This is a genomic window from Hyphomonas sediminis (genome assembly GCF_019679475.1).
In the GTDB taxonomy this organism is placed as follows: domain Bacteria; phylum Pseudomonadota; class Alphaproteobacteria; order Caulobacterales; family Hyphomonadaceae; genus Hyphomonas; species Hyphomonas sediminis.
On the sequence record NZ_JAIEZP010000001.1, the window covers coordinates 2,984,107 to 3,006,608 of the forward strand.

The 22,502-nt window shown below is 55.5% G+C and carries 20 protein-coding genes; 9 read left to right on the forward strand and 11 right to left on the reverse strand.

Annotated features, from left to right (window positions below; translation table 11 throughout):
- Window position 1: 1 nt before the first annotated feature.
- Window positions 2–889, reverse strand: a complete 888-nt coding sequence (locus tag K1X12_RS14525; RefSeq protein ID WP_220988279.1) for a LysR family transcriptional regulator — start codon at window positions 887–889, stop codon at window positions 2–4.
- 282 nt (window positions 890–1,171) lie between these two features.
- Window positions 1,172–1,813, reverse strand: coding sequence for a class I SAM-dependent methyltransferase (locus K1X12_RS14530; protein WP_220988280.1), 642 nt, complete (start codon window positions 1,811–1,813; stop codon window positions 1,172–1,174).
- Window positions 1,814–2,194: 381 nt separating this feature from the next.
- Here K1X12_RS14530 and K1X12_RS14535 point away from each other — a divergent pair, with 381 nt between their 5' ends.
- Window positions 2,195–4,555, forward strand: coding sequence for a serine/threonine protein kinase (locus K1X12_RS14535; protein ID WP_220988281.1), 2,361 nt, complete (start codon window positions 2,195–2,197; stop codon window positions 4,553–4,555).
- On the opposite strand, the gene K1X12_RS14540 is transcribed toward K1X12_RS14535, so the two are convergent.
- Window positions 4,539–5,087, reverse strand: a complete 549-nt coding sequence (locus K1X12_RS14540) for an ECF-type sigma factor (RefSeq protein ID WP_220988282.1) — start codon at window positions 5,085–5,087, stop codon at window positions 4,539–4,541. The two genes, K1X12_RS14535 and K1X12_RS14540, sit on opposite strands and share 17 nt — an antisense overlap.
- Before the next feature lie 150 nt (window positions 5,088–5,237).
- Here K1X12_RS14540 and K1X12_RS14545 point away from each other — a divergent pair, with 150 nt between their 5' ends.
- The 5 genes from K1X12_RS14545 to K1X12_RS14565 are packed head-to-tail and all read left to right on the forward strand — an operon-like array spanning window position 5,238 to window position 10,690.
- Window positions 5,238–5,804, forward strand: a complete 567-nt coding sequence (locus tag K1X12_RS14545) for a hypothetical protein (protein ID WP_220988283.1) — start codon at window positions 5,238–5,240, stop codon at window positions 5,802–5,804.
- Complete coding sequence (locus K1X12_RS14550) at window positions 5,791–6,183, forward strand: hypothetical protein (protein ID WP_220988284.1); 393 nt, start codon at window positions 5,791–5,793, stop codon at window positions 6,181–6,183. The genes K1X12_RS14545 and K1X12_RS14550 overlap by 14 nt, the downstream gene beginning before the upstream one ends.
- Entirely contained in the window at window positions 6,183–7,664 is a 1,482-nt protein-coding gene (locus K1X12_RS14555; protein WP_220988285.1) for a vWA domain-containing protein, read from the forward strand. The genes K1X12_RS14550 and K1X12_RS14555 overlap by 1 nt, the downstream gene beginning before the upstream one ends.
- A gap of 1 nt (window position 7,665) precedes the next feature.
- Window positions 7,666–8,205, forward strand: a complete 540-nt coding sequence (locus K1X12_RS14560; protein ID WP_220988286.1) for a hypothetical protein — start codon at window positions 7,666–7,668, stop codon at window positions 8,203–8,205.
- A 7-nt stretch (window positions 8,206–8,212) separates the two neighbouring features.
- Complete coding sequence (locus K1X12_RS14565) at window positions 8,213–10,690, forward strand: hypothetical protein (RefSeq protein ID WP_220988287.1); 2,478 nt, start codon at window positions 8,213–8,215, stop codon at window positions 10,688–10,690.
- 41 nt (window positions 10,691–10,731) lie between these two features.
- Here K1X12_RS14565 and K1X12_RS14570 read toward each other — a convergent pair whose 3' ends face one another.
- The 3 genes from K1X12_RS14570 to K1X12_RS14580 form a co-directional block, all read right to left on the reverse strand.
- On the reverse strand, window positions 10,732–11,394 hold the full coding sequence (locus tag K1X12_RS14570) for a hypothetical protein (RefSeq protein WP_220988288.1): 663 nt from the start codon (window positions 11,392–11,394) through the stop codon (window positions 10,732–10,734).
- A 104-nt stretch (window positions 11,395–11,498) separates the two neighbouring features.
- Window positions 11,499–11,792: a hypothetical protein gene (locus tag K1X12_RS14575; protein WP_220988289.1), complete on the reverse strand. Its 294-nt coding sequence runs from the start codon at window positions 11,790–11,792 to the stop codon at window positions 11,499–11,501.
- An 849-nt stretch (window positions 11,793–12,641) separates the two neighbouring features.
- Window positions 12,642–13,505, reverse strand: coding sequence for a LytR/AlgR family response regulator transcription factor (locus K1X12_RS14580; protein WP_220988290.1), 864 nt, complete (start codon window positions 13,503–13,505; stop codon window positions 12,642–12,644).
- 328 nt (window positions 13,506–13,833) lie between these two features.
- Between K1X12_RS14580 and K1X12_RS14585 the strand changes: the two genes are divergently transcribed.
- On the forward strand, window positions 13,834–14,334 hold the full coding sequence (locus tag K1X12_RS14585) for a response regulator transcription factor (protein WP_220988291.1): 501 nt from the start codon (window positions 13,834–13,836) through the stop codon (window positions 14,332–14,334).
- A 164-nt stretch (window positions 14,335–14,498) separates the two neighbouring features.
- Window positions 14,499–15,218: a hypothetical protein gene (locus K1X12_RS14590; RefSeq protein ID WP_220988292.1), complete on the forward strand. Its 720-nt coding sequence runs from the start codon at window positions 14,499–14,501 to the stop codon at window positions 15,216–15,218.
- Between the two features lie 58 nt (window positions 15,219–15,276).
- Here K1X12_RS14590 and K1X12_RS17240 read toward each other — a convergent pair whose 3' ends face one another.
- The 3 genes from K1X12_RS17240 to K1X12_RS14605 all read right to left on the reverse strand — a co-directional run bounded on the left by K1X12_RS17240 (window position 15,277) and on the right by K1X12_RS14605 (window position 19,396).
- Window positions 15,277–16,410, reverse strand: coding sequence for a sensor histidine kinase (locus tag K1X12_RS17240; RefSeq protein ID WP_220988293.1), 1,134 nt, complete (start codon window positions 16,408–16,410; stop codon window positions 15,277–15,279).
- A gap of 654 nt (window positions 16,411–17,064) precedes the next feature.
- On the reverse strand, window positions 17,065–18,534 hold the full coding sequence (locus K1X12_RS14600) for a tetratricopeptide repeat protein (protein ID WP_220988294.1): 1,470 nt from the start codon (window positions 18,532–18,534) through the stop codon (window positions 17,065–17,067).
- A gap of 241 nt (window positions 18,535–18,775) precedes the next feature.
- Window positions 18,776–19,396, reverse strand: coding sequence for a putative periplasmic lipoprotein (locus tag K1X12_RS14605; protein WP_220988295.1), 621 nt, complete (start codon window positions 19,394–19,396; stop codon window positions 18,776–18,778).
- 299 nt (window positions 19,397–19,695) lie between these two features.
- Between K1X12_RS14605 and K1X12_RS14610 the strand changes: the two genes are divergently transcribed.
- Window positions 19,696–19,959: a hypothetical protein gene (locus K1X12_RS14610; RefSeq protein ID WP_220988296.1), complete on the forward strand. Its 264-nt coding sequence runs from the start codon at window positions 19,696–19,698 to the stop codon at window positions 19,957–19,959.
- Window positions 19,960–20,007: 48 nt separating this feature from the next.
- Here the strand turns inward: K1X12_RS14610 and K1X12_RS14615 are convergent, their stop codons facing one another.
- Window positions 20,008–21,309: a hypothetical protein gene (locus tag K1X12_RS14615; RefSeq protein ID WP_220988297.1), complete on the reverse strand. Its 1,302-nt coding sequence runs from the start codon at window positions 21,307–21,309 to the stop codon at window positions 20,008–20,010.
- The gene (locus K1X12_RS14620; protein ID WP_220988298.1) at window positions 21,306–22,214 is read right to left on the reverse strand and encodes a hypothetical protein; all 909 of its coding nucleotides are present in this window, start codon (window positions 22,212–22,214) and stop codon (window positions 21,306–21,308) included. Before K1X12_RS14620 ends, K1X12_RS14615 begins: the two co-directional genes overlap by 4 nt.
- Window positions 22,215–22,502 lie beyond the last annotated feature (288 nt).

Genomic DNA, 22,502 nt, shown 5'->3' on the forward strand with positions numbered 1-22,502 from the left:
GCTAGGCGCGTCGAGCCCCCACCTGCTTCACCAGTTCTTCCGCCAGCAAATCATAGACTGCCTTTATCCGCCGGCTGGTCCGCAGCGCTTTGTGGGACAACAACCAAACGGGCACTTCAATCAAGGGCACATCCTGGAGAACGCGCTGAACACCAGGCGTTTGACAGGCGATCTCGTCCAGCATGAGCCCGACACCCAACCCGTGCTTCACCATTTCCCAAATCACAACGGCTTGGTTTGACCCAATCCTCAGTTGTTGAGCGGTCGCCTGGACTGACAGCCCCTTCAAAAACTCCGCACTTTCATCAAAGCTCTCAAAGCCAATGAACTGATCTGCCCGCAACTCGTCGGGGCGCCGCGGAACGCCATTGCGCTCAACCCAATCGGTAGAGGCATAGAACGCCGCAGTCGTTTCAAGAATTCGCTTTCCGACCAGCTCATCTGCCTCCGGACGAATATGCCGGATCGCGATATCGGCTTCTCCCCGCTGCAGGTCGCTGATGGCATTGGTTGACGTGACGACAATGGATACATCCGGCAACTCAGCCCTGATCTTCGCCAGGATCGACGGCAGGATGTAGATGCAGTATGAGTCCAGGGCCGAGATATGCACTCTGCCCTGCAATGTATCCGTGCTATAGGTAGCTGCTTCCTGAAAGGAACGCATCGCCTCCCCCATCAGGCGCACATGGTCCAAAAGGTCTTCGCCCGTCTTTGTGAGGATCAGCGACTTTCCCGCCCGCTCGAAGAGAACAACCTTGAGCGCATCTTCCAGCATCGCCACCTGTCGCGACAGTGTTGGTTGCGTCAGCCCCAGAACACGCGCTGCTTTTGAGAACGATCCGGTCTCTGCCGTCACGAGAAATGCCCGCGCAAGGTTCCAATCCATGGCGGTCGCTTCCCCGGCTTTACAAGCGCTGACAGACGCTGACAGGCGCTGAGCATATGCAATCTTGTCGAACCGCATATAGCGGGCAGTATCGCCCGGCAACTCCCGCCGCCGAAGCCGCTTCAGGCGCCTGCACAAACATGGAGGCTTAAAGCAGCGCGAGCGCCCTGCTATTTCCGCACGAGCGGCCAAAATGTTCGCAGCCTCACAACATGATCCCAACTCTGTACCGGTACAAAGTCGTCCCACGCCTCGCTCAAGCGAGTGGCCAGTCAGATCGGATTATAGTTTTCTCGCCACGAAGTAGGGCCGCATATCCTTGCCCTTAGTTCCGTGCCAGGCCTCTTCCTCAATCTGGAACCCTGCCTCCAAGAGCGCACTCCCGATGCGTGCGGGGTTCAATATCGTTACAGATGGCGCTTTCCCGAAAGCCTGCATCACCGGGATGGCAAGCTGGATCAGCGGGTTCATCAGCGCAACGCATGGCGTCTTGGAAATAAACACGCCCCCCGGCCGCAGCAAACGGTGCACTGTCGCCACCGCGGCCTCCAACGATGGCACCAGATGCAGCACATTGAATGCCAGGGCGACATCGTAGGGCGCCCCCGCCTGCGCCAACGAGCCCGTTCCATCCACCTCAAAATCAAGGTTCTGGCATTGCGCGGCCTGCGCCTTTTGGCGCGCAATCGCAATCATCTCGCCAGAAATGTCTGTCGCCGCATAGCGGCGCACATGTGAGGCCAACTTCAATGCCGTTGTGCCCGTGCCACATCCCATCTCGTAAACCCGGTCGCCGGGCGCCAGATGCTCAATCACTGCCCCGATTGTACGCCTGTAGCCGCCTTCGTCCTTTATGGGATCAGCGGCATAGGACGCGGCGATCCGGTCCCAGAAGCGCGCATCTTTTTCCAGCCTCTTGTCCATGATTTCCGGACACCTCGATCATACGAACTTCACCACGGCCGGTTCAGCAGACTATCGACTTCCAAACAATCGCGACCGTATGCATATGGCATATTCATGGATACGCCGAAAACCTCCGGCGCGGGCGGCCATCAACATGGACACCGCCACAGCGAAACCGGAAACTTGCCAATCATGCCGCCCTCCTTCAATTGACGCGAAGCAAGGAGGACGCACCGAAGGTACTCTAATTCGCGGCGCAAAAGGTCGCTTCGCCCAGACTTTTTCAGAAATGATCCAGCTTTGGGCTGGCCCATCGTTCCACTTGATTTATTGAAAGTAGTCCCTCCCTTTGTCGGGGTCGTGAGATCATCGAATGCCTGATGCCGGATTTCTGCTGCCATGAGTCAAAATCTCACGGATATCCAAGCGCTTTTTGACCGGGTGATCGCAACGGCGCCGCATCAGAGACTTTCGACGCTCTCCCGTCTCACCAAAGATGCCGACATTCGGGACAAAATCCTCAGGCTGGTCGATGCTGCGGAACGCACCGGCGCTTTTATGCCAACGGGCGCTATCGCGCGTCATTCTTTCAAACCGCAACTGAACACCAATGACGTTGTCGGCGAGTGGAAAGTCACCGGCTTTTTCGGATTCGGCGGAATGGGTGAGGTCTATTCGGTAGAGAGACGGACGGACGCCTTCATTCAGAAGGCCGCCCTCAAGATCGTTTCGCCTGAAGCTTCCGAGCAACAAAGATTTTTGACAGAACGCGCTATCCTGGCGCGGCTGGAACACCCCAATATCTCGCGGATCATCGACGGCGGCACGAACCCGAAAGTTGGTGCCTATATGGTGATGGAACTCGTAGAAGGCTCCGATTTTCTTTCTGCAACGCATGACATGCCGGAACGGGAACGGCTCAAACTGCTTCTTGATCTGTGTGCTGCAGTTTCCCACGCGCATGCCCGACTTGTGCTGCATAGAGACATCAAGCCATCGAATATCCTGATCGATGAGGATGGACGCCTTCGCCTCATCGACTTTGGTGTCGGCTTCGAGATTGATGGAAATGCAGAAAGCTCTATTGCCCCGATGACATCAGACTACGCCGCGCCAGAGCAAAAGGAAGGGCGCGCGGTCACTGTGGCCACCGACATTTTTGCGTTGGGGGTCGTTCTAAGAGAGCTTTTATCCGGTCACCGTCAGCCAAGACACGATGCAAGGCTATCCCAGGACGCCGCCGCCATTATAGCCAAGGCAACAGCTTCCGAACCGTCCGCTCGGTATGCCAGCGTAACTGCATTCGCTGAAGACGTCTCTGGCTATATCGCCGGAAAAGCGATTGCCGCCCGCAATGGCGGCGACGCCTACCGCGCCAGCAAGTTCATACGTCGCCACTGGCTGACCAGCGCAACGTCCGCATTGTTTGTGCTGAGCCTTATTGGCGGCTTGCTGCTGACAAGCCTTTGGGCGGATAGGGCAGAGAAAGCGGCCGCCCTCGCGGAGCGCGCGCTCGCAGAGCGGGAATTCGAAGCGCGCACCCTGTCAGGGTACCGTCATGCACTTCAAGCCCTTTACGGAATACCGGAAATTGACAACCTGGAGCTGGATCATGCGCTTGCCCGCATCGCCCACAATGCTTCTGACGGAATACAGAATGGCGAACCGGAGGACATTTTTCTTGTCTACGCGATAGGTCAAAATTTCATGTACCGGGATGATCACGCCTTTGCAGCGGAGGTCCTTACTCCGTTTGCTGATGATAACGTTGGCCATACGGAAGTCATCTTAGATGCAAAATCTAATCTCGCACGCGCTTTGTCGGAATCCGGACGCCCAGAGGAAGCAGCTGCGCTCGTAGGTCAGATCAGACTTATACGCGAAGCCTCCGGGCGGACCGCACCTGCCGATATCGCGCAGGAACTCATGATCGTCGCCAACTGGACCGGAGAATTGGCCGACTATCAAGCAGTAATTGAGAACGCAAAACGCGCCATCAGTCTCGCCGAGCCTACAGAAAAGGTCGGTTATTATTACAACCAGATAGGCACGGCTTACCTTGCTATTGGCGAATGGAATTCAGCTGTCGACGCCATGGCGAAATCCTTCGAAGAAGGCAGGAACCAAGGCATCCGCACTCCTGACGACATTACAAGCGCTGAGAACTTGGCCCTTCTCACAATCTTTCTGAAGGGAGACTCTACCGCCCCCCTAGCTTACCTTCCGGAATATGCAGAAGCAGCAGATCTGCGCTTTCAGTCTCCGCAGAAAGCAAGCTTCCTGTACGGACTTATCGCCGAGTGCGCGCTGATGAATGATCAACCTGAACTCGCCCTGAGCGCATCAGAAAATGCACTTCGACTAATTGGGAATGACTACAGCTATCGTTCTGGTTGGCCGGTCGACCTCTTGTCAATTCAATCGCGCGCCTTTGCCCGAACCGGCAACACACTTGAAGCGAACGACCGCCTGCGGGAAGCGCGTGAACTAACACAGAAGGAGGAAATCATATCAATCCTGGCCGACGATATGCGAAGGGCCGACCTCAACATTCGACTCGACTTTGCCGAAGCGGAGCTGTTCGCATTGTCGGGACAAGCAGATATAGCAAAAAGCCTGATGCAAGAGGCACAACAAAGCTGGGCCAAAGGTTCCGGTATGGACGCACTGACACCGGGCATTCAGACTCTGTTGCGCGAAACGGAACGGGTAATCTCTGCCCCTGCGGGAAAACAAGCGGCGCCTATTTCAGAGCCGTAGGGAGATCGCACTCCAATGCGTCGATGATCCACGCTTTGGCGAAGCCCCAATCGCTGCGAATTGTTCGATCACTGACGCCCAATATTGCCGCAACTTCCGCATCCGTGAAGCCGCCAAAGTATCTCAAAACCACTACTTTTGCCGCTCTCGCATGATCCTTTTCCAAGCTGTCGATCAGGCTACTGATCGACAAAAGATCTTCCGGCGTTTCTGAGGGATCGGCAAGTATTTCCTGAAGCTCGTCGAGCAGTGCGTGCCGGACACCTCCCCCTCTCTTCTGGGCGAGCGTGGCGCGGGCATGATCCACGATCACCGACCGCATGGCCTGCGCGGCGCTGGCAAGGAAATGTGCCTCATCATTCCAATCCTCACGATCGGATATCTTAAGCCATGCCTCGTGAAGGATGTCGGTCGTAAGCATGCCCTGCGGTCCCTGCGCCCGACGACGACGGCTTCGAGCCATCGCCTTCAGCGCATCATAGTGCTGCTCAATAAAGACAGCAGCATCCTTGCGTGAAACGCCTGATTCCATTTTCGCCTCAGCTCCGGGATCTCAACTCGTGCAGAAAATCATACCCCGAAAGGGATGCAAGAATTCTTTCAGAATGCGTTTCCGCCTCAGGGGTGTTTTTCCGTTTTACTGGGTAGGCGGCCCAGTATCGGTCGAACTGGAGGGACGCACGTGTTACGATTTGTTGGAATGATTGCAAGCCTGGCTGCCGGGCTTCTCTTTTACTTCGGAGGCGCGCAGGCCTCAGCGCAGGAGGCGTCCGGAACACCCGATAAGGCGTTTCCCGGAAATATTTTCAAGCCTGACGAAACCGCCTTTCCAGGCAACATCTTCGAACCGGATGCGCAAGCTTTTCCCGGCAATATTTTTGATCCAGGAGCGATCCTCTTTCCGGGCAACATCTTCGATCTGGTCGCTAGCGTTGACGAAGCGGTATTTGCTCTGGCGCAAGCTGCCCCCGATGATCGGGACGCTCTGAATGCGGTGTACGACCGGCGTTCCGACCTACGGAAACAATTGGGCGAGATCGCGGCGCTTTGTCAGCAGGGATATACAGCAGGCGCAGAAGCACGAATTGGCGATGCTGGAAAAATGCAGGATTTCCAGAGACGTTTTACGAGCCTTGCCAAGCAACGTGTAACAACACCTGAAAACGCACAAGCGTGGCTAAAGGAGGCGCACGCGGCCACTCAGGCGCTCATCCTGTTCCAGAAGGAAGTTGACCGTGCCGGGCGCTAAACTCCTGGCGTTGGGCATCTGCTGCGCGTTGCTGTGCTGGGTGCCCAATGCCAGAGCAGAATGTCCAGACGACATCTCGCCGTCCCGGCTGGCAGAGCTATCACAATCACTACAGCTGAACCGCCCCTATCTGAAGGATGTCGCGGAACTTGCGAAAAAACACAACCGCCCGGAAGTCGCTCGGGCAGCCAGCTTTCTCTACTCCTGGTCCGATACTTTCGCGCATAACCTTGAAGCGGCCTCTCAAAATGAGCCGGACAAGGTGTGTCATAATCTGTCCACCCCAAAGACCCAAGCGCTGCTCGAAGACTTTGTTGGACTTACAGTCCTCTATCGGCACGCCCCACTCACTTATTCCACCGATTGGTCAAAATACTGATGGAGTTCACCATGGCTTCCCCCGCGTTCAAAAAGGCGTTCCTGGCATCCGCGTGCGCCCTGCTGATAACCGGCCCATATGCGTATTCCGACCAGAACATCGATCAGGCTTCGGCGCGCGAACAGATTATGGTTGTGCTGGACGCTTCAGGCTCGATGTGGGGGCGGGTCGACGGAAAAGCGAAGATCGAGATTCTGAGAGATTCCTATGCTTCACTCGTCGAGCGCTGGGATGACGAAGCGGTAGATGCTGGTCTGATCGTCTATGGGCATCGCAAAAAGGGCGACTGCAACGATATTGAGCTAGTAGCTTCGCCAGGACCTGTGGACGCGGCAAGCCAGACTGAATTTGCAAGAAAGCTAAACCCCAAAGGAAAGACGCCACTCGGAAATTCCGTTCGAATGGCTGCAGATGTTTTAAAGTACACGGAGCAAAAGGCCACGGTTCTACTTCTCTCCGATGGAGCAGAAACGTGCGGAGTAGATCCTTGCGCACTCGGCCGCGAGCTTGAGGCAGCAGGCGTTAATTTCACCGCGCATGTTATTGGCTTTGATATCCGCGATGCAAATACCCAGGCCCAACTACGCTGTCTGGCGACAGAAACAGGCGGATTGTATTTGTCCGCAGCCAATGCCGATGAACTCGATAATGCCCTGAGCAAAGCTTCGGCAGAGCAGGAACTCACCGCCCCTTCTGGTTATGAGATCCGCGCCGTTATCGATGATACCACGCAGACATCTGGCCCAACGCAATGGACAATTACCGGGCCAGACTTCTCGCTTTCAGAAAGCACGGATATTGGCCGGATCCAGCCGTCACTCCTCGATGGCGCCAACACGAGACCGGGGCGTCTCCAAGTGCATGCTTCGGCGCGCTCAGGCGATTATGTCGGGACTGCCGACTTCGACTGGCCCCTTACTGAAAACACCGAAATTCTCCTGAGAGCCGCCGCTGCGAATGCAGCTATCTCTGTGCAAGGGCCAGTCTACTCGGCCTCCACCATGATAGTGGAGCTCAATATCGCACCGCGCCCCGACGACGTGTTTGCGCTGGTACCCAGAGGCGCAGGCTTTTCGCATCATGTCCGCTCTTTGAACGGCGATATCGTCAAAGGTACTTTTGAAATGCGTACGGCCCCTCATCCGGGAGAGTATGACCTGATCTATCTGTATGATCCCTATGGCATAAGCCGAGAAGACGCCCGCATCCCCGTTACGGTGCTGCCCTCCGAGATTGACCTCTCGGCGCCATCTGCCGTCTCGCGCGGTCAGACCTTCGATGTCCGATGGAAAGGCCCAGCCCTCGCCGATCATACCATCGTGATTGGCCCGGCGAGCGATCCTGACGCCTACGACGCAATCGCATGGCCATCTTCTGGAAATCCCATCTCCCTTGCTGCGCCAGATCAACCCGGCACCTACGAAATTCGATACCGGGAAGATTATGACACCCTGTTTGTGCTACCGATCGAGGTGAAATAAGATGCCCATCAAAATTCGCCATCTGGCCATAGCGCTGCTCGGCGCAATATCCGCCTGCGGAAACGAAACGCCCTCTTCACACGCGAGCGAAGTCGCTACACCCTCTCCTCCGACCACGGATTCGTCGTATACGGCCACTCCTGCAGAGTTGCCACAAACAGGCGGCGCGATCCTGATCCTCATCACGGGGATGGAGGACGGCATGGTCTCAGGGCAATCAGGATGCAAGGTGGCCTACACAGCAACAAACGGAGCGCGGAAGAACATAAAATTTTTGAGTATGGACGCCTTCCCCGCGCTCTCTACCGAAAACCCCGCAGTCCGTTCCGCCGTAGATGCACGAGGGAAAGTCGCCGTTTATCCAGGCAAACTGGCTAAAGGAGAATCCGACAACCGAAACATCGGTATCGCTGCTGCTCGCTGCGATCAAATCGAAGGACTGACGATATCAAACCTGCTCTGCGGCTTCGAAAATAATGATAGCTGCACAGACAAAGTGGGGTTTGAGAACCGGACACGCCTTACGTTGGCGATGGAGTAGAACTCGAATGAAAGCGCTGGCTGGTCCTTCCGTTGCGGGGCTCCTTTTTGCTTTCTGCCATGGTGCGGGGAGCGCGCAGACCCTGAATGACTACAATCCCGAAATGCGATGCAGTGGCGACGGACTCGAAGCTTTCATCGCTTCCGGCGGATGTGATCCGAGTTCTGCATTGGGCCAGACGATTGGGGATGAAGCGAAAAGCAGCGCGAACCTCTGGACCTTGCTTTTCAATGAGGATCAGAAACTAGCGTTGTTGCGGCTGGGCAAGATCGATCCGATCTTCGCTCTCCCTCAATCCTCCCCTCTGGCGCAAGCAACCCAGCGAGCTCAACAACGCGCCGAGGGCGCCCTTTTCTATGATCCAGTTGGAGGAGTCATTCTGGTTGATCCAGATGAGATATTTTCCGCTGCAGGAGATGGCTCTATTGAGGCGATGCTCTCTCGAGCAATTGGCCAAGCTTTGCTTGCGAAATATCCACCCGTTCGTTCCGCAATGCTCCAGGACAATACCTCCCCGGTATACTTATCGGCACTAGAAGGATTGGCAAACATTACAGCGGTGGCAGCCGCGGAGACAGCCCCCGGAGTTTCACTCTCCCGAGACTTTTCTGAGCCGCTTTTTGGAGTGCTCAACCAAAACAACAGCTGGGGTACTGGCCGATTTTGGGCGGATGCATTGCGCCTGACAACCCAGATCACGACAGCTGACATCAAAGACGCGAGCCGTGAAGTCTTTGCGTCCATCGCTGCCGCCTCAGACGAAGCAAACTTGTCTGCGGAAGATCTCATCGAGTATGCGACGCTCGCATTCCAGCAGCTTGGCTGGACGCGGTTTGACGGGGATGGATTTGCTTACGTCTACGCAGAAGTGATGGCTGCACATAGGTTTGACGATTCATCCTTCATTACACCGGTTGAAGAAATATTCTTCACACCCGGGCACAACGACCTCATAGTTGAAGACACACTACCACCAGGTTTTTCTACGGCATTTTATACACTGTCCATCCCGCCCGGCTCATCGCGCGAAAGCCGTATACAGATCGATCTATGCAGGATAGACGAAAACACGGGCGAGTGTTTCGATGACAGCTCACTTCACCTGATCGTTGATGGCGACATTGCCAGCCGCGCCGATAGCCGAAACTATATCGATACCAGGCACGGCCCCATAGAGCGACCCGAACGGAATACCGTGCGTATCAACCTTTTATCGCTCAGCGGAAGTGGTGAGCAGGTCGGATATGAACACAAGATTGCTGTGGGGGTCAGCGCGACCCAGACAGACGGCAAACCAATCGCCTACATGCTGAGTGTTTCAGGCGCCGTCCTGGACCCACCTTGCACTTGGTCAAGCATGGCGTCTACGCTGAACCCATGGTGGCGCGGCGACCTCAACGCATCAAATGCTTTGGTTCCCAACGATGCAGAGTTGCCAGCCAACATCCGTTCAGAACTTTCAGGAAACCTTCAAGGACAATGGTACCTCACGGAAGAATCCTACCGCACAGATATTGACTGGGATGCCCCGATATTTTCAGGAACAACCGGCCAGAAACGCCTGGCCGCACTAAGTAGCTTCTTGAGCGAGGAGCAAATCGCCGACGCTCACCTCTACGGACAGGGGATTCGGAAAGGAGAAAGCGATGCCCTCTTTTCCTTTCTGATGCCATCCCAGGCGAAGGCAACCCTCAGCGGCGCAGTGTCCGATGCCGGAACAGTTTGTGTGAGCCCAGTGTCCGTTTCGGAAATGCCCGATATCATCTCTTTGGCAGGAATGCCTGATGGAGACCCCGGCGCCATTTTGGCCCAAATGGGCTTGCCTCCTGAATTGGCCACCGCAGGCTCCGACATGGAAGTGCTGGCGATCCTTATGGGAACGAAAGGCGCACTCAAGGAGTTGGAACCGTCAAAAGATGTGGTTCTTCAGATATTTACCCCCAACCTCTGGACTCAGCAGCTGGGCTTCCTGCCGCCCGGTGCCGCAAAACCACTGATACACAGCGGCACCTATGGCTGGCGCAACAATGCCGGCGTGAACCTTTATGTCCGGCTTCCCGGAACGTCTCCTCAAGATCTTCGCCCTGGCAGGTTCCGGGCTACCGCTACCATGCAATTTGCCAGTGATCCCAATTCTTCAAGCTTCGCACCAGAACAGGCTTTGCCGTTCTATAGTCGCGGCTGGGGCGACGCTCATACCACGGAGTATGAAGATTATATCGAAAACGGATTGACAGGCTGGCTCACCATTGAACGACAAACCTTTGGCGCCGCAATCGCCAAGCTCGAGCTTTCCGGCCCCGCCTGGCGATACGCCTCACCCGAACCTGCCCTAAATCCGCAAAGCGCGACCCCAGCCGGCCAGGTTCAGATGAACATTGAACGTTTTCTAATGCTTGGCTATCTTGATGATCAACAGCTTCCCGGCATGACCCCGCTTAGCTTGAAATCTGCCATTGTTCCCGCACCACATGGAAGGCAGTAGAATTTTGACTGTTCCCCCGCCCTACGCTTTCCGCTGCGCGCCTAATCCACGCTGATGCGTTTTGGTCGATCGCATAGACCATGATTTCCAAAGCTCTTGTCCCTAGCCAAATCCACCCAATGCAAGCTCAATGCGATTTCCTTGCCCATAGGAACAACCATCGCACCACTTGGCTGGCGATTGAGAAACCTTCCGTACCGGGCGTTCAAGTCCTGACTAAGCTGTGCCTGCTGTTCATTTGACTCAAAGCCGGAGTACATTCGGCCAATACCAATTACACGCCAGCTCATGGTCGTTTTGCCAGCAACCGGCATCAACGAAACCCGAACATCCGTCTTATGCCCGCCCTTTGAAAGGTAGGTTCCCCTGATCTCATTCGGAGTGCAAGCGACCTTAACCCGCTCCATATCATCAAGCAGATCCGAGTCGAACAGCCCAACAATCAGATAGCTTGGAACGCCATCACTCCCAAAACCTGGAAAGGTCTTCGCACGGCGGGCGCGCAATGACTTGCTGACACGCTCTACCCGCTTGGAGGTGTAGTCAACCGGTTGCCAGCCTATCTGGCGCAGCTTGTCTACACTGTCACCTATGCAGATTTCCTGCACACATGGATGCTCCTCTTCCCACTTTTCCGGCTGGGCGTTGGACACCCCGATGAATGTGATTGCGAAGAGTAAAACGCTCAGAAGCTTTTGAAACATACGGATACCTGCAAGGTCTACCAGAGAGCACCGGGGTCAACGTGTGACGACTGCCGGCAAAGCGCCGGACGGAGCCACAGCCCCGCCCGACCCGCACCAAACGATCAGCCGCAACCGGCCAAAGTTTGGGCATCGGCAACTTTGCGCCGTAGATCATTGTACTGACTACGTACCTCATAGATATCCGTTCCTGTAATCCGAGCCGCTGCTTCGATCCGGTTCAGCGCACTGCGCAACTTGCTGTCCTGCGCCGTCAGCTGCGCGCAGTCCATGGCATCAACGTTCTCCTCCTCAGGTGCGGATGCAAACCCCATCATACTGGGATCGATAGCCTGACAAGCCGCCAGCGGCAGGCTCGTCATGATGAATACGGCGGCAGCCATGAGTTTCGATTTCATAGTTCGCGTCCTTTTCTTGAGACAAACATTCTGGATCCAACCGCCCCGACTTCGACAGCACTCAAGAATGCGGAATGACAGGCCTGCAAATAACCACCCATCGCGCTCTTTCTCGATTATTGTTCCGCCTACTACCATTTACCTTGAGATAGACAGCGCACCGTCGCGGCGCGCCCACCCTGACAAAACGTTCGGAAACTCTGGAAGATTACGCCGGCTATGCGCATTACAGGCGGCAATGATCCAGATGGCACCGAAATGCGCGAATGATAGGACGAGCAAACATGCTTGTATGATCAGCGCACCATTCCCGCACGCCCCTCTTGCATACCGGTACTCTTTAGACGGACCTACCCTCCCGCACTAGAAAGCCAAAGTTACAGAATTCGACAGTCGCTCAACTTGTTTATTGGCGCGGGCTCAATCAATGGAACCGACACAGCGAACGCATACCCCTCGCGAAGTCCGCGCGCGTCCAGCCACATACCAAAAAGGAGCACCCCACCGGCCGCGAGAAAATAAATGCTATGAATCAGTATTAGGGCCGCAACGGTCACCCTGATCACTTCAAGTGACATACTGCTCCTTGCTGGGGCGGCGCGTCCTCCGAAAATAGTGGACACCAATCTTCCCCTAAGCAGTGGATCTCCGAAATCGCTCAAGATCGAACGAAGCGATCACCAGACCGCCGCGATCAAGCTCAAACTTAAGGTCACTACTATTAAGCGCACTTGGAGTTGCAGTGAGTGCGCGGCCTACCCAGAGATAGCTCCCAGGCCAACACGCAGATGGCAATAAAAATGAAGTACCGATGCCGCTTAGTTAAGGCACCAAATCTGGCAGCTGGCGTTAACGAACAAGTTGCCCCCGGATGACCGCTGTATATGTCCTTCCGACACGCACTTCTGATCCGTCAAGCAACACAACGATGAGCGCAGCGAAGGGCGCGGGCTTGACCCGGGCGATTGCCCCCCGGCGCACTATTGTTCCCCGATGGATGCGAACAAAATCCGCTGGATCAAGGCGTCGCTCCAAGTCAGCTAAACTCTCTTGATACAGATAGTCTCTATTTTGAACATGAAGCCGAACATAATCCCTGTCCGCCTGAAAACGGATAATGTCTTCAGATGCGATCCGTAAAAACTCACCATTTGACTTCACCCAAAACTCAGGGGGGCGCCTGAATTGTGTTTTCAGCTCACGCTTGAGCGCAGCCAGCGCCTCATTCAATTCTGCAACCTTCTCAGCCTGAGAGCGACGCAGCACTGACGCGGCGGCCCGCTCCATCGCCAGCTTGAAACGGCCAGGCTCTATGGGTTTGGTAACATAATCGACCGCACTGGCATCAAAAGCCCTCAGCGCGTGGTGATCGAATGCTGTTATGAAAACAATGGCCGGCAGATGGTCCGTCAGGCCCGCCAGCACATCGAATCCGTCTCCTCCTGGCATCTGAATGTCCAGCAGCAGGATGTCGGGCCTCGTGTCTCTAGCAAGCGCAGACGCCTCATCAACGTCGCCCGCTTCGCTGATAGTGCCTACCCAATCAAGCTTTTGCAGCAAACGCACAATTCGGCGCCTCGCCAGGGGCTCGTCATCGACAACAAGAACAGAATGTTTGGTCATGAAGTCCGCCAAGGTTTGTCGATCGTCGCGCAATAGCGACCAGAACTGATCGAACCAAATTGAAGTACGCGTCGTTTCTGAAAAAATCACACACCAAGAATTCGGACACGTTTCTTAATCCGGCTCCGCGCCCACAAAAACCCAGATGACACTGCAGACCAAGAAATACGACTAACCAATAGCAGAGCTCAAAAAAACTAGCGCCGATTTCTCCATACCTTTTCATCGGTCGCCGCTGCGCCGCAAGCACTGCTGCCTCCCACGATCTATAGGATCGCCTCTGCAGAATTCATCGATCGTTGCCATTCGTCCCCACAGGACAGCCGTTCGCAGAAATTCTGAACACTCGCTCGCGACTGAATACCATTCATTTAGTCGCGCATAGGCGCGCTCCGCTTCAGCCACTAATGTGTACAGCATGAAAAAGCTGACACCCTTTGCATCGCGTATACACAAGCCCAATCGCCTCTATCTGCAACGTAGCAGCGTGCGCTTACACGCGTCTTCCAGACGAACCCTTTCTCCTCCCGTGCCGCAAGATCAAACGCCGCCCACCATGATCCGCATCGTTGTCGAAACTGATCGAGCTGACGTGGCGCGAATGATCAAATTGAACCTTCCTGAAGGCTCTCATCTCAGTATCTCTCAGCTTAAACACCCAAGTGAGAACGCCAGCAAACCTCTTCCGGCCAGTCACGAGCGCGAGGTTGATCCCACAATCTTTACCACCCGCCAAACCGATGTCATTCGCCTTCTCATCACAGGACTTGCCAACAAGGAGATCGGCCGCAGTCTCGGCTTGTCACACTTTACGGTACGCAACCACGTGTCCCAGATTTTTCGACTGCTAGGTGTATCCACACGCAAAGACGCTATCCTGCACCTAAAGACCCTTAGTCTTTATAAGGAGTTATATTAGCGTATTGCAAATGGATTGGTTGGGCAGTAGGCGCCACGCCACACGCCGCCGCTCCTTGCCGCACTTGCTTCCTACTCTTACGGGCTTCCGAAAACTATGTACCGGTTCAGGGTCGGGCCGTGTCGTCGTGAACCGGGTCCGCTACAGTCAGAAGGGGGCTCTTTTTGACCGGATCGAAAATGCGCATATCTCTCGCAAAAATCCTGCAAGCTTCCTCGGCTCTAGCGGCCCTTGCCATGCTCACAATCAGTGCAGAAGCACAAAGCTTGTTTCCGTGCGGAGGTGGCCCAAACGAACAGCAAGTGGGCGTGGATATGAATGGCCCCGTCACCGTCCCTCTCTGCATTGAGCGGCCGGGCGGCCAGTATGGAAACTCTGCAGCGCGCAGCGGGCCGACAGTCTACATTCCACCGCCCGGAACCCCGCCACCGAGTGGCTGGAAGCAAGCATACGGGGCCTGGAAAGACTTCGAGGTTGAACCAATCCCCGGAACAGACAGATACAAGCACGACTTTGTCGTTTCACTTGGGCATGCGACCCCCGAAGAAGCTATGGCGGAAGTGCGCAGACAATGCGAAGCGCGAACTCGATACTTCAACCAAAGCGAATCCACTTGCAGCGGATATCTGATCAAAAATCCATATGTGCAAATCATTCGGTATCCGGATGGTGACTATTTCGGAAACCAAGCTGGCAGCTACTACGCGAACAACAGCACAATACCCAACCCAACTGGGTTGGTTGCCCGGGAAAATGGCAAGTGGGACTATTGCAGCGAAAAAGTGCGCCCCGAAGGCCAATGCGCCAACATTGTCGCCTTCTTGGAAAACGGGGACATCCCGATAGCGCCCCCCAAAAAGCCCAAGAAAAAGAAGCAACGCTGAACACATACCTGGAAATACTCTTTGAAATGACAAAGAGTATTTCCAGGTTAACCGCTCTTTACACCACGTGATCGCCGATATCTCCAAACATCAGCGGCAATCCGATTTTGACCCTGAACAGATTACCTTCTGCCACTCTTGCATTGAAGTAGCCGCTGTATCCAAACCTGGCCTGAATCCGGTCCGCCACATTTTTGAGCCCAATACCGAGACTTGTCGGCATAGGCTCCCCCGAGCTTGATCCAATTTCATTTTCAATGGTGATCCACAGCGTCTCATCATCCCGCCAAGCCTTGATCCGAATCTCGGTGAGCTCACTAGATCTACCCACCCCGTGCTTCAGGGCATTCTCGATCAACGGCTGGAGGATGAGATTTGGCACCAGCGCCTGCCGGACCTCTGCCGGAACATTGATGGAGAAGCACATCCGGTCCGAAAAGCGTTCTTGCTCAATGCCGAGGTATTCCTGTTGCAGACCAAGCTCCACCTCAAGCGGAACATCTCGCAGCGGATCCAGCTCCAGAGTTGCACGCAGAAAAGTGGACAAGGAAAGCGTCATACGCTCTGCGCGCAGAACCTCGCCCTCTTCAATAAGGCCTGCGATCGAGTTCAGCGTATTGAACAAGAAATGCGGGTTTACCTGATAGCGAAGCGCCTGCATTTGCGCGGCTAGCGCTTCCTCACGAACCATTGCCAGTCGATGTTCCCTCTCGCGCGCTTCATAGGTGTAAACCAGCGCTATGTAGAGGCAGGACCACCCGAAGAACATGGCAGTGGCCGACGTTAGCGTTGTCCCAAAAATCAACCATTCGAATGGCGCGGGTTTCGGGTAGGCCGTCCATCTGAAAATCTCGAAATCGGCATAAGCGTAAACCGGCGCTGACAGTGCGGCCAGACAGAGCCCTACTCCGGCCTTGAGGAGCAAACTTCTATTGCGGAGGCGCCATAGGATTGCCGACACAACATAAGCAAGCAACGCCCCTAGGCCGGTCAGCGCCAACTTACCGATCATGGACTTCCCGAGACTGCTGCCCGCGATACCCCACAAAACACTATCGGTCACCAAGACGATCGCCCAGAAAACCAAGGCGAGTCCGATCGTCGTCCGCCGGAACTCTGGTAGATGAACATCGCCGCTCGAGTAAGTGAGCGGAGAATATCGGTCGGCAGATTCAAAATTCTGTGCGTTCACGGCTCTTTCCGTTCTCTGGGCCGCACGCTCTCACGGGAGACCTGACTTGTCTCTTCAGGACGCCTCACGTTTCTTAAATGGAGATCGCTGAATTTTCTGAGGATAGTATCATTCCCTGCGGGGTCGCCACCAGATAGTGCACCGGTATATTTGTGACCGTTAGCCTACAGGAACGGCCTCCCTAATTTGAAGAACGCGCCGGTCTGCTCAACCGCCCTTACGACAGTCTGCTGGCCGCCCCACCTGAGACGTTCGCCCAAGCTCTCTCGAGCCCGCCGATATGCCTCACCCCTGCTGTGAGACGAGAATGATTAGGTGCCCGCGAACAATCTCGGTAATGGTTTTGGGTGTATTACTCGCTCAGCTGCCGGATGCGAAAGCCGACAACGCATGTTGGCCCGGATAATGTCGCCAGCGCCCGGCCAGAGAACGCACCCCCTGAAATCGTCCTTTCACCTCTCAACGCGGTGAAAGATCCGGCCCAGATGAAAGCAGTAAAGCGACAGTAACATGTGGCCGGGTTCGCTCGTCGGCCGGAACTTCAGCGCGAATTTTCGGCGCCAGAACAGAGCTGCGTCGCGAAGCGACGCAAATGACGCCCTTTGCTAAACGCACCACTGAGGAATAAACCATCCCTGCACCGACGATAGAAATTTATCGACAGTAGGGATTGCTCGGTGGGCAAGGCGCAGTATAGGCGGTTCCGATAGAGCGGACCGAATTCAGATACTGGTTAAAGTCCCTCATGTCCGAAGACGTGTTCGAGGAAGCACCTGAATTGGCCGACCCTCGATAGCTAGACGTGTATCCCCCCGCCCCTGCGTTATAGGCTTCCGCCCCCGCTGCGAGGCCCCCAACGATGGCGGTCAGTGTATTGCCAAGGAAATTTCCAAAACCGCTTCCACCGGACGAGCTTCCAGAATATCGGCCATAAGTTGCGGCGACATTGGCATTGAACATAGGCATCCAGACATCGCAGGCAAAATCGTTGCCTCCATTCATGCAGGCGCGCGGCCCGTAATCCATAATCTTCTGACGGCTGCCAAGGCCGAAGACTGAATAGTAGTTGAAGAATACAACGCCAGCACAAGCGGTATAGTTCTGCTGACTATCGCATGCCCGTGCGTACGCCTGCTCCGCTTTCCTGAAGTCCGACAAACTAAATCTGTTAGGCGCCCGCTGAGCGCCCTCAGCAACGGCATGGGCAAAGTTCAGGCAGCTGTCGCCGACACCAGAGGCACACGCGAAGTCGAGAGCCTTCGCGGCACCAACATAATCGGGGTAAACGCCCGGCGCGCCGAAAAGATCATATTGTCCTTGCACATCACAAGCTTGGGGAAGTTGATCGATCTGGCAAAGACCCGCGGCAAGCCGGCGCGCATCGGTGTGCCTCTGCTGACCAGCCAGCTCGTACACTGTGCGCAGTCCCGGCTTCGGCAGACTAGCCAATGCGGCTTCCGCCATAGGATGGCCCATAAGGCGCGCCTTCTCGTACCAATCCCGGGCCGAGATAATATCCCCATCCGGATTAAACCCCATCTCGTCGAATTTCCCCATCATCATGAACGCCGCAGGATTTCCGAGATCGGCTGCAAGCGTCAGGAGCCTGTGCCCATCGGAGAAATTGGCAACGACGCCTTCCCCCAGGAACGCCATATTCGCTGCGTTGAAGGCGCCATTTTCATCCCCTGCGCGGCCGGCTGTCACATAAGCCTCAAACGCTTTACGTGCATCTGCCGGATGACCGGGATATCCGCTCTTGTACAATGCAGCCAGGTTCATCAGCGAGGGCGTGAAATTGCGCGCAGCGGCCTTGTTCCAATAACTGATGGTCTTTTCATAGTCTGCCGGGACCGCTTTTCCTTCCCGGTAATAAACGCCGAGATTATTGGTCGCCTCGAGATTTCCTAACTCCGCCAACTTCTCCCAGATAACTTTGGCGTCAGCATAATGACCTTTTGCATAGTGAGATTTCGCCGCCTCGTTCTGCAGGTATGACACGCTACCCGGCTCCGCCCAGACCGCCTCTGGAACCGGAGTCACGTCAAGAAACTGCGCGTAGGCCGGCACTGCAATAAGAATCGTTGACCCCAGCAGAAACCACTCCACAAAGCGCACGCTCATATCCTCCAATTCGGCAGGAACTCGCTCGGTTCAGCAAGTCCGGTCCGTAAATACACGCAGAGCGTCTGTATCCTGGGCGGAGCTGCGATCGGATGCAAGCGGGACCGTAGCCTGTCACAGACTGCGCTGCCTCAAACAGGCTTAACATGCCAAATCCGTCGCGATATCCCCCGAACAGGGGGCAGCGCATCACGGAGCACAGGCAAATTAACCAACCTCCACTTTTCGGAGGCGAACAGGCCTACTGTTTCATTGCCGTTATCAGAGCTTCGCCGATCGGCTTCAGCTTCCTCCACGCGATGTCGGTGTCAGCAAAAACGCCCCCTGCGGTAAGCATAAGGTAGTGCTTTTGAGCTCCAGCAGGTCCGCGAGGCACTTCGAATTCCGTGCCGGGCATCACGATCAGCATGTAGTCATAGTCGCTATCAAAGCTCGCCCTCTCGAGCAACCAGGCACCGTCCCGGTCAGTCCCCTGCTCCATGACCATTTCCCTGCTCGACAGCGCCTCGAGTGCGTCATTGAAATCGCCTGCAGCGCTGATGGCATCGTTCAGTGAACCCTCATCTATCCAAGAGAACTGGAAATTGAGCGACTTCGGCTCACCCACAAAAGCGACCTCGCAGGCATGCATTCCGCCATGCGATGCATTTGTTACCCTCTTCGTCGCAACGGGTTTGTCGTAGACAGACTGAAGCAGAGCATCAGGAATGGCATCGCACGGATCCGAGGGGAAAATCGAATCCGGCGTCACCATCACATCGCTATGTTCCCGTACTTTCAGAGTGCTTTCTTCGCTGTCGCTGGCATTGCCGCAGGATGCAAGCAGAAGTCCCGCGATGAGTAAAAAAGAGATGCGCTTCATGATGTTTCTTCCCGCGAGGCCATGTCCTGATGATCAGAACGCGCTCCACAACAAAACTCCGCCATGGCGGCCTTTGTCCTGGATTCACGTTTGTTGCTATGCACATCACACGGAGGCGCCACATGAACCAACGTCACACAGCTTTTCTCGCATTTCTGGCCTTCGGCCTATCCACTTTTTTGCCTGCACAGGCGGTTGAGACCGGCTGCGTGCCAAGCGAACCCATGCAGTCGCCGAGGGCCGATACCGTCCCGGATACTTTTCCAGACAATATTTTCCTCCCTGAGGGCTTAGCGCTCATGAGTTCCGAAGCGGGCGCCCCGGATGAGTACATGCCATACGGATATGCCAGCATCGAATTTGTCGTCGACAGTGACCGGGAGAAGATGTTCGCGCTCTATGAAGCAGAACTCGTCAAAGCCGGCTATCGCGTAGTTACGTGGGAGAGGGATACGAACTGGGGCCTTCGCTTCCGAGGCGACGGTATCGATGAAGGCACGATCAGCTTCTCAGACTATGACTGCTATCCCCTCATCGGTATTCGGATAATGTTCCTACCCTGACAGATCGCAAGACTGAGGTGGCGCCGTTCGGCACCACCTCGCTCCGCGCTACTTAGATTGCGAAAAATCTTCCGAGCTCGTGCCGTCAGGCAGGAATCGATTCCAGTATCTTCCTACTTTGACAATCTTCCCGCGCTCAAGTTCGCCACTAATTGATGCGCAATAGTCGTCCTGCCCGACTTCATAGCCAGGCGTGTCCAGGCACAGGTTACCGCTATGCATTCCGTCGCCCGCCCCGCCCTTGAAAACAGATATCGCCCCACTTGCTTGATCATAAGTGGCAAACCATGGGGCACATTGAAACTCTTCTCCAGTTGCAGGCAGTGTTCCATCTGAAAAGCGATCGAAAAATCGGACACTTAGTGTGTCAGTCCGCTCGGCCCCATTCTCCACCCATGGAATTCCTGCAGCTGCCTCGACCGAACTCACGGGTGAGCGCTTTGATATTTTGCAATGCGCAACAAGGTATGGCTCACCACCTGCGGCCAGAGGATCCAAGCCGAAATGTTTGCGCAAGACAGACAGGGATGGAAGGCCGGAATACTCGATCGGCACACGGATTGTCATGAGCGCCGCATTGTCGGCGTCGCGTTCGGATTTGAAAGCGTCGTCGATTTCGAGATTGGGCAATGGCGTCGTTGAAAAGTCTTTTGGTACAGTCAGAATCGATTGTGACGACGGCAAATTCACACCCGGCCCGCTTCCGGGTGCGACGCGTGCGGCTTCATAAGCTGCTTTCTCGCAAGACCATTTTTTGTCACCGTTGCGGGCTTTGTCACTGCACGTTGCGAAGGCGTGATCATAATCGCTCCTCTGCATCGGCGTCATCGAGGTCATGAAGGCGCCATATGCGGCGCAGTAGGCTGCACGGTCCCTACCAATTTCATTACCAAGGCAAGACTGCTCCCAAGACGATGCAGTCCGCGCAGATTGTGCGCTTACCGATAGCGTAGGCGGAACCTGAGGATTGACGGAGCGCGTCAAGGGCGCAAGTTGGTCCTGTCGCGAAAGAATATCATTCAACTCTTCTGCTGCCATTTCCGATGGGCCGACAAAGGGGCCAGTGGATGCTGGCAACCCTCCCCCAATCGGCACACCGCCTTGTGCGACAGCGGGCCCTGCCGTCACAGCGGCAAGCGCAGTTTCCTCGCATGCTCTGCGGATGACATTCTGCTCGATTGAGGAAATGCTGGTCCGCGATGAAGACTTGGTCCTTTCCGAAACGCACTGCGTCAGCTTCGCATCATATTGCGCGCGCTGCTCAACCGTCAGTGTGGAGACATCGGCGAATGCTGGTATGGATACAATCGTCGCAGCGACTGTCGTAGCTATAAACACCCTCATTGTCATTTTATCTCCAGCTTCATCCGCGCCCGCAGCGCATCTCCGTGATAATTGAGCCTGAACTCATACGCCCCGGGACTATCCAGCCGCAGGTTCAGAACGCCCTCTGCTTGCTGGTTCGTTTGGGCGCTCACGGCAACCTTACCGGTAGCGTCCACGATCGAAATCTTACAGTTGCACGGCGGCATATCCGTATAGCGAAGCTCCACCGTACGTCCGGCGAGAAGTTCAGGCGGCCCGGATATGGTCGGGTGGACGCCGATCGAATTTGGTCCTGCCAGAACGAAATCCAGACAGTCTTCATATTTCGACATATCCGGATCGTTTGTCGTCACCCTGGGCGGAAAGCCGAGACAGACTTTCCAGTCGCCCGTGAGATGCGGCAGGCTGTCCGCTGATCGTTTATAAGCACCTTCGGGCTTCGCCGCGGATGTGTAGAACCAGCCCACAAGTTTCGGCGCCTCGCCTCCCATGTAAAACAGACTTCCAAATCCGCCTCGCTGCGGAAGGCCACGGTATTTGAAATAAATATCCGTAGCGACATCGACGGTTTTATTGTCCAGGCTCAAATAGGTCGAAGAGATACTCCCCGTGGGCGGGTCCAGATATTCAAGCTCGTAGGTAGGGCTTTCGGCAGCCTGCCCGGTCAATGCCTTACCCGCGTAGACAAGGGCAGGCGTTTCGACGACTATCGGCCCAGTCGATATTCCGGTGTAGATCAGCGTCGGCGTCTCGATGGAGACGGGGCCGAATGCATGCCCCCGATAGATGAGTGCAGGTGTTTCAAGGGTCACCGGGCCGGAGGTTCGTCCTTGATAGACAAGCGGCGGCGCCTCTATGACTACCGGCTGGGCCGATACCGGTAAGGACACGGCCAGCGACACTGCAAGAAATATGACCATGCGTATCAAGGGCTTTTTTCCCCCGCACATCGTCTGAATAAACGCGCCTCGCGGAGCGCACTTCTTGCCTTTAAATAGTGCATTATGTCCGCTTCCGCCCCTTGAGTGGCCGCAATACGCGCCTCCACCTGAAACAAACGCGACCAGAGCCCAAATCCCGCCACCATGCTCGCCGCGCTCAATATCTCTCGGCTTTTGTCCCCCAGCCCAAGCCTGTTCCGAGCACGAATTCGCCCGCGCGCAACAAGTCTTGCCCCAAGCTTGCATCCTGCCTACCCATATACAGCTCTGGAGGAC

Bases quoted from the DNA above. Each gene is read 5' to 3' on its own strand.
- K1X12_RS14525 (WP_220988279.1), bottom strand. From the start codon at position 889: ATGGATTGGAACCTTGCGCGGGCATTTCTCGTGACGGCAGAGACCGGA.
- K1X12_RS14530 (WP_220988280.1), bottom strand. From the start codon at position 1,813: ATGGACAAGAGGCTGGAAAAAGATGCGCGCTTCTGGGACCGGATCGCC.
- K1X12_RS14535 (WP_220988281.1), top strand. From the start codon at position 2,195: ATGAGTCAAAATCTCACGGATATCCAAGCGCTTTTTGACCGGGTGATC.
- K1X12_RS14540 (WP_220988282.1), bottom strand. From the start codon at position 5,087: ATGGAATCAGGCGTTTCACGCAAGGATGCTGCTGTCTTTATTGAGCAG.
- K1X12_RS14555 (WP_220988285.1), top strand. From the start codon at position 6,183: ATGGAGTTCACCATGGCTTCCCCCGCGTTCAAAAAGGCGTTCCTGGCA.
- K1X12_RS14560 (WP_220988286.1), top strand. From the start codon at position 7,666: ATGCCCATCAAAATTCGCCATCTGGCCATAGCGCTGCTCGGCGCAATA.
- K1X12_RS14565 (WP_220988287.1), top strand. From the start codon at position 8,213: ATGAAAGCGCTGGCTGGTCCTTCCGTTGCGGGGCTCCTTTTTGCTTTC.
- K1X12_RS14570 (WP_220988288.1), bottom strand. From the start codon at position 11,394: ATGTTTCAAAAGCTTCTGAGCGTTTTACTCTTCGCAATCACATTCATC.
- K1X12_RS14575 (WP_220988289.1), bottom strand. From the start codon at position 11,792: ATGAAATCGAAACTCATGGCTGCCGCCGTATTCATCATGACGAGCCTG.
- K1X12_RS14585 (WP_220988291.1), top strand. From the start codon at position 13,834: ATGAAAAAGCTGACACCCTTTGCATCGCGTATACACAAGCCCAATCGC.
- K1X12_RS14600 (WP_220988294.1), bottom strand. From the start codon at position 18,534: ATGAGCGTGCGCTTTGTGGAGTGGTTTCTGCTGGGGTCAACGATTCTT.
- K1X12_RS14605 (WP_220988295.1), bottom strand. From the start codon at position 19,396: ATGAAGCGCATCTCTTTTTTACTCATCGCGGGACTTCTGCTTGCATCC.
- K1X12_RS14610 (WP_220988296.1), top strand. From the start codon at position 19,696: ATGAGTTCCGAAGCGGGCGCCCCGGATGAGTACATGCCATACGGATAT.
- K1X12_RS14615 (WP_220988297.1), bottom strand. From the start codon at position 21,309: ATGACAATGAGGGTGTTTATAGCTACGACAGTCGCTGCGACGATTGTA.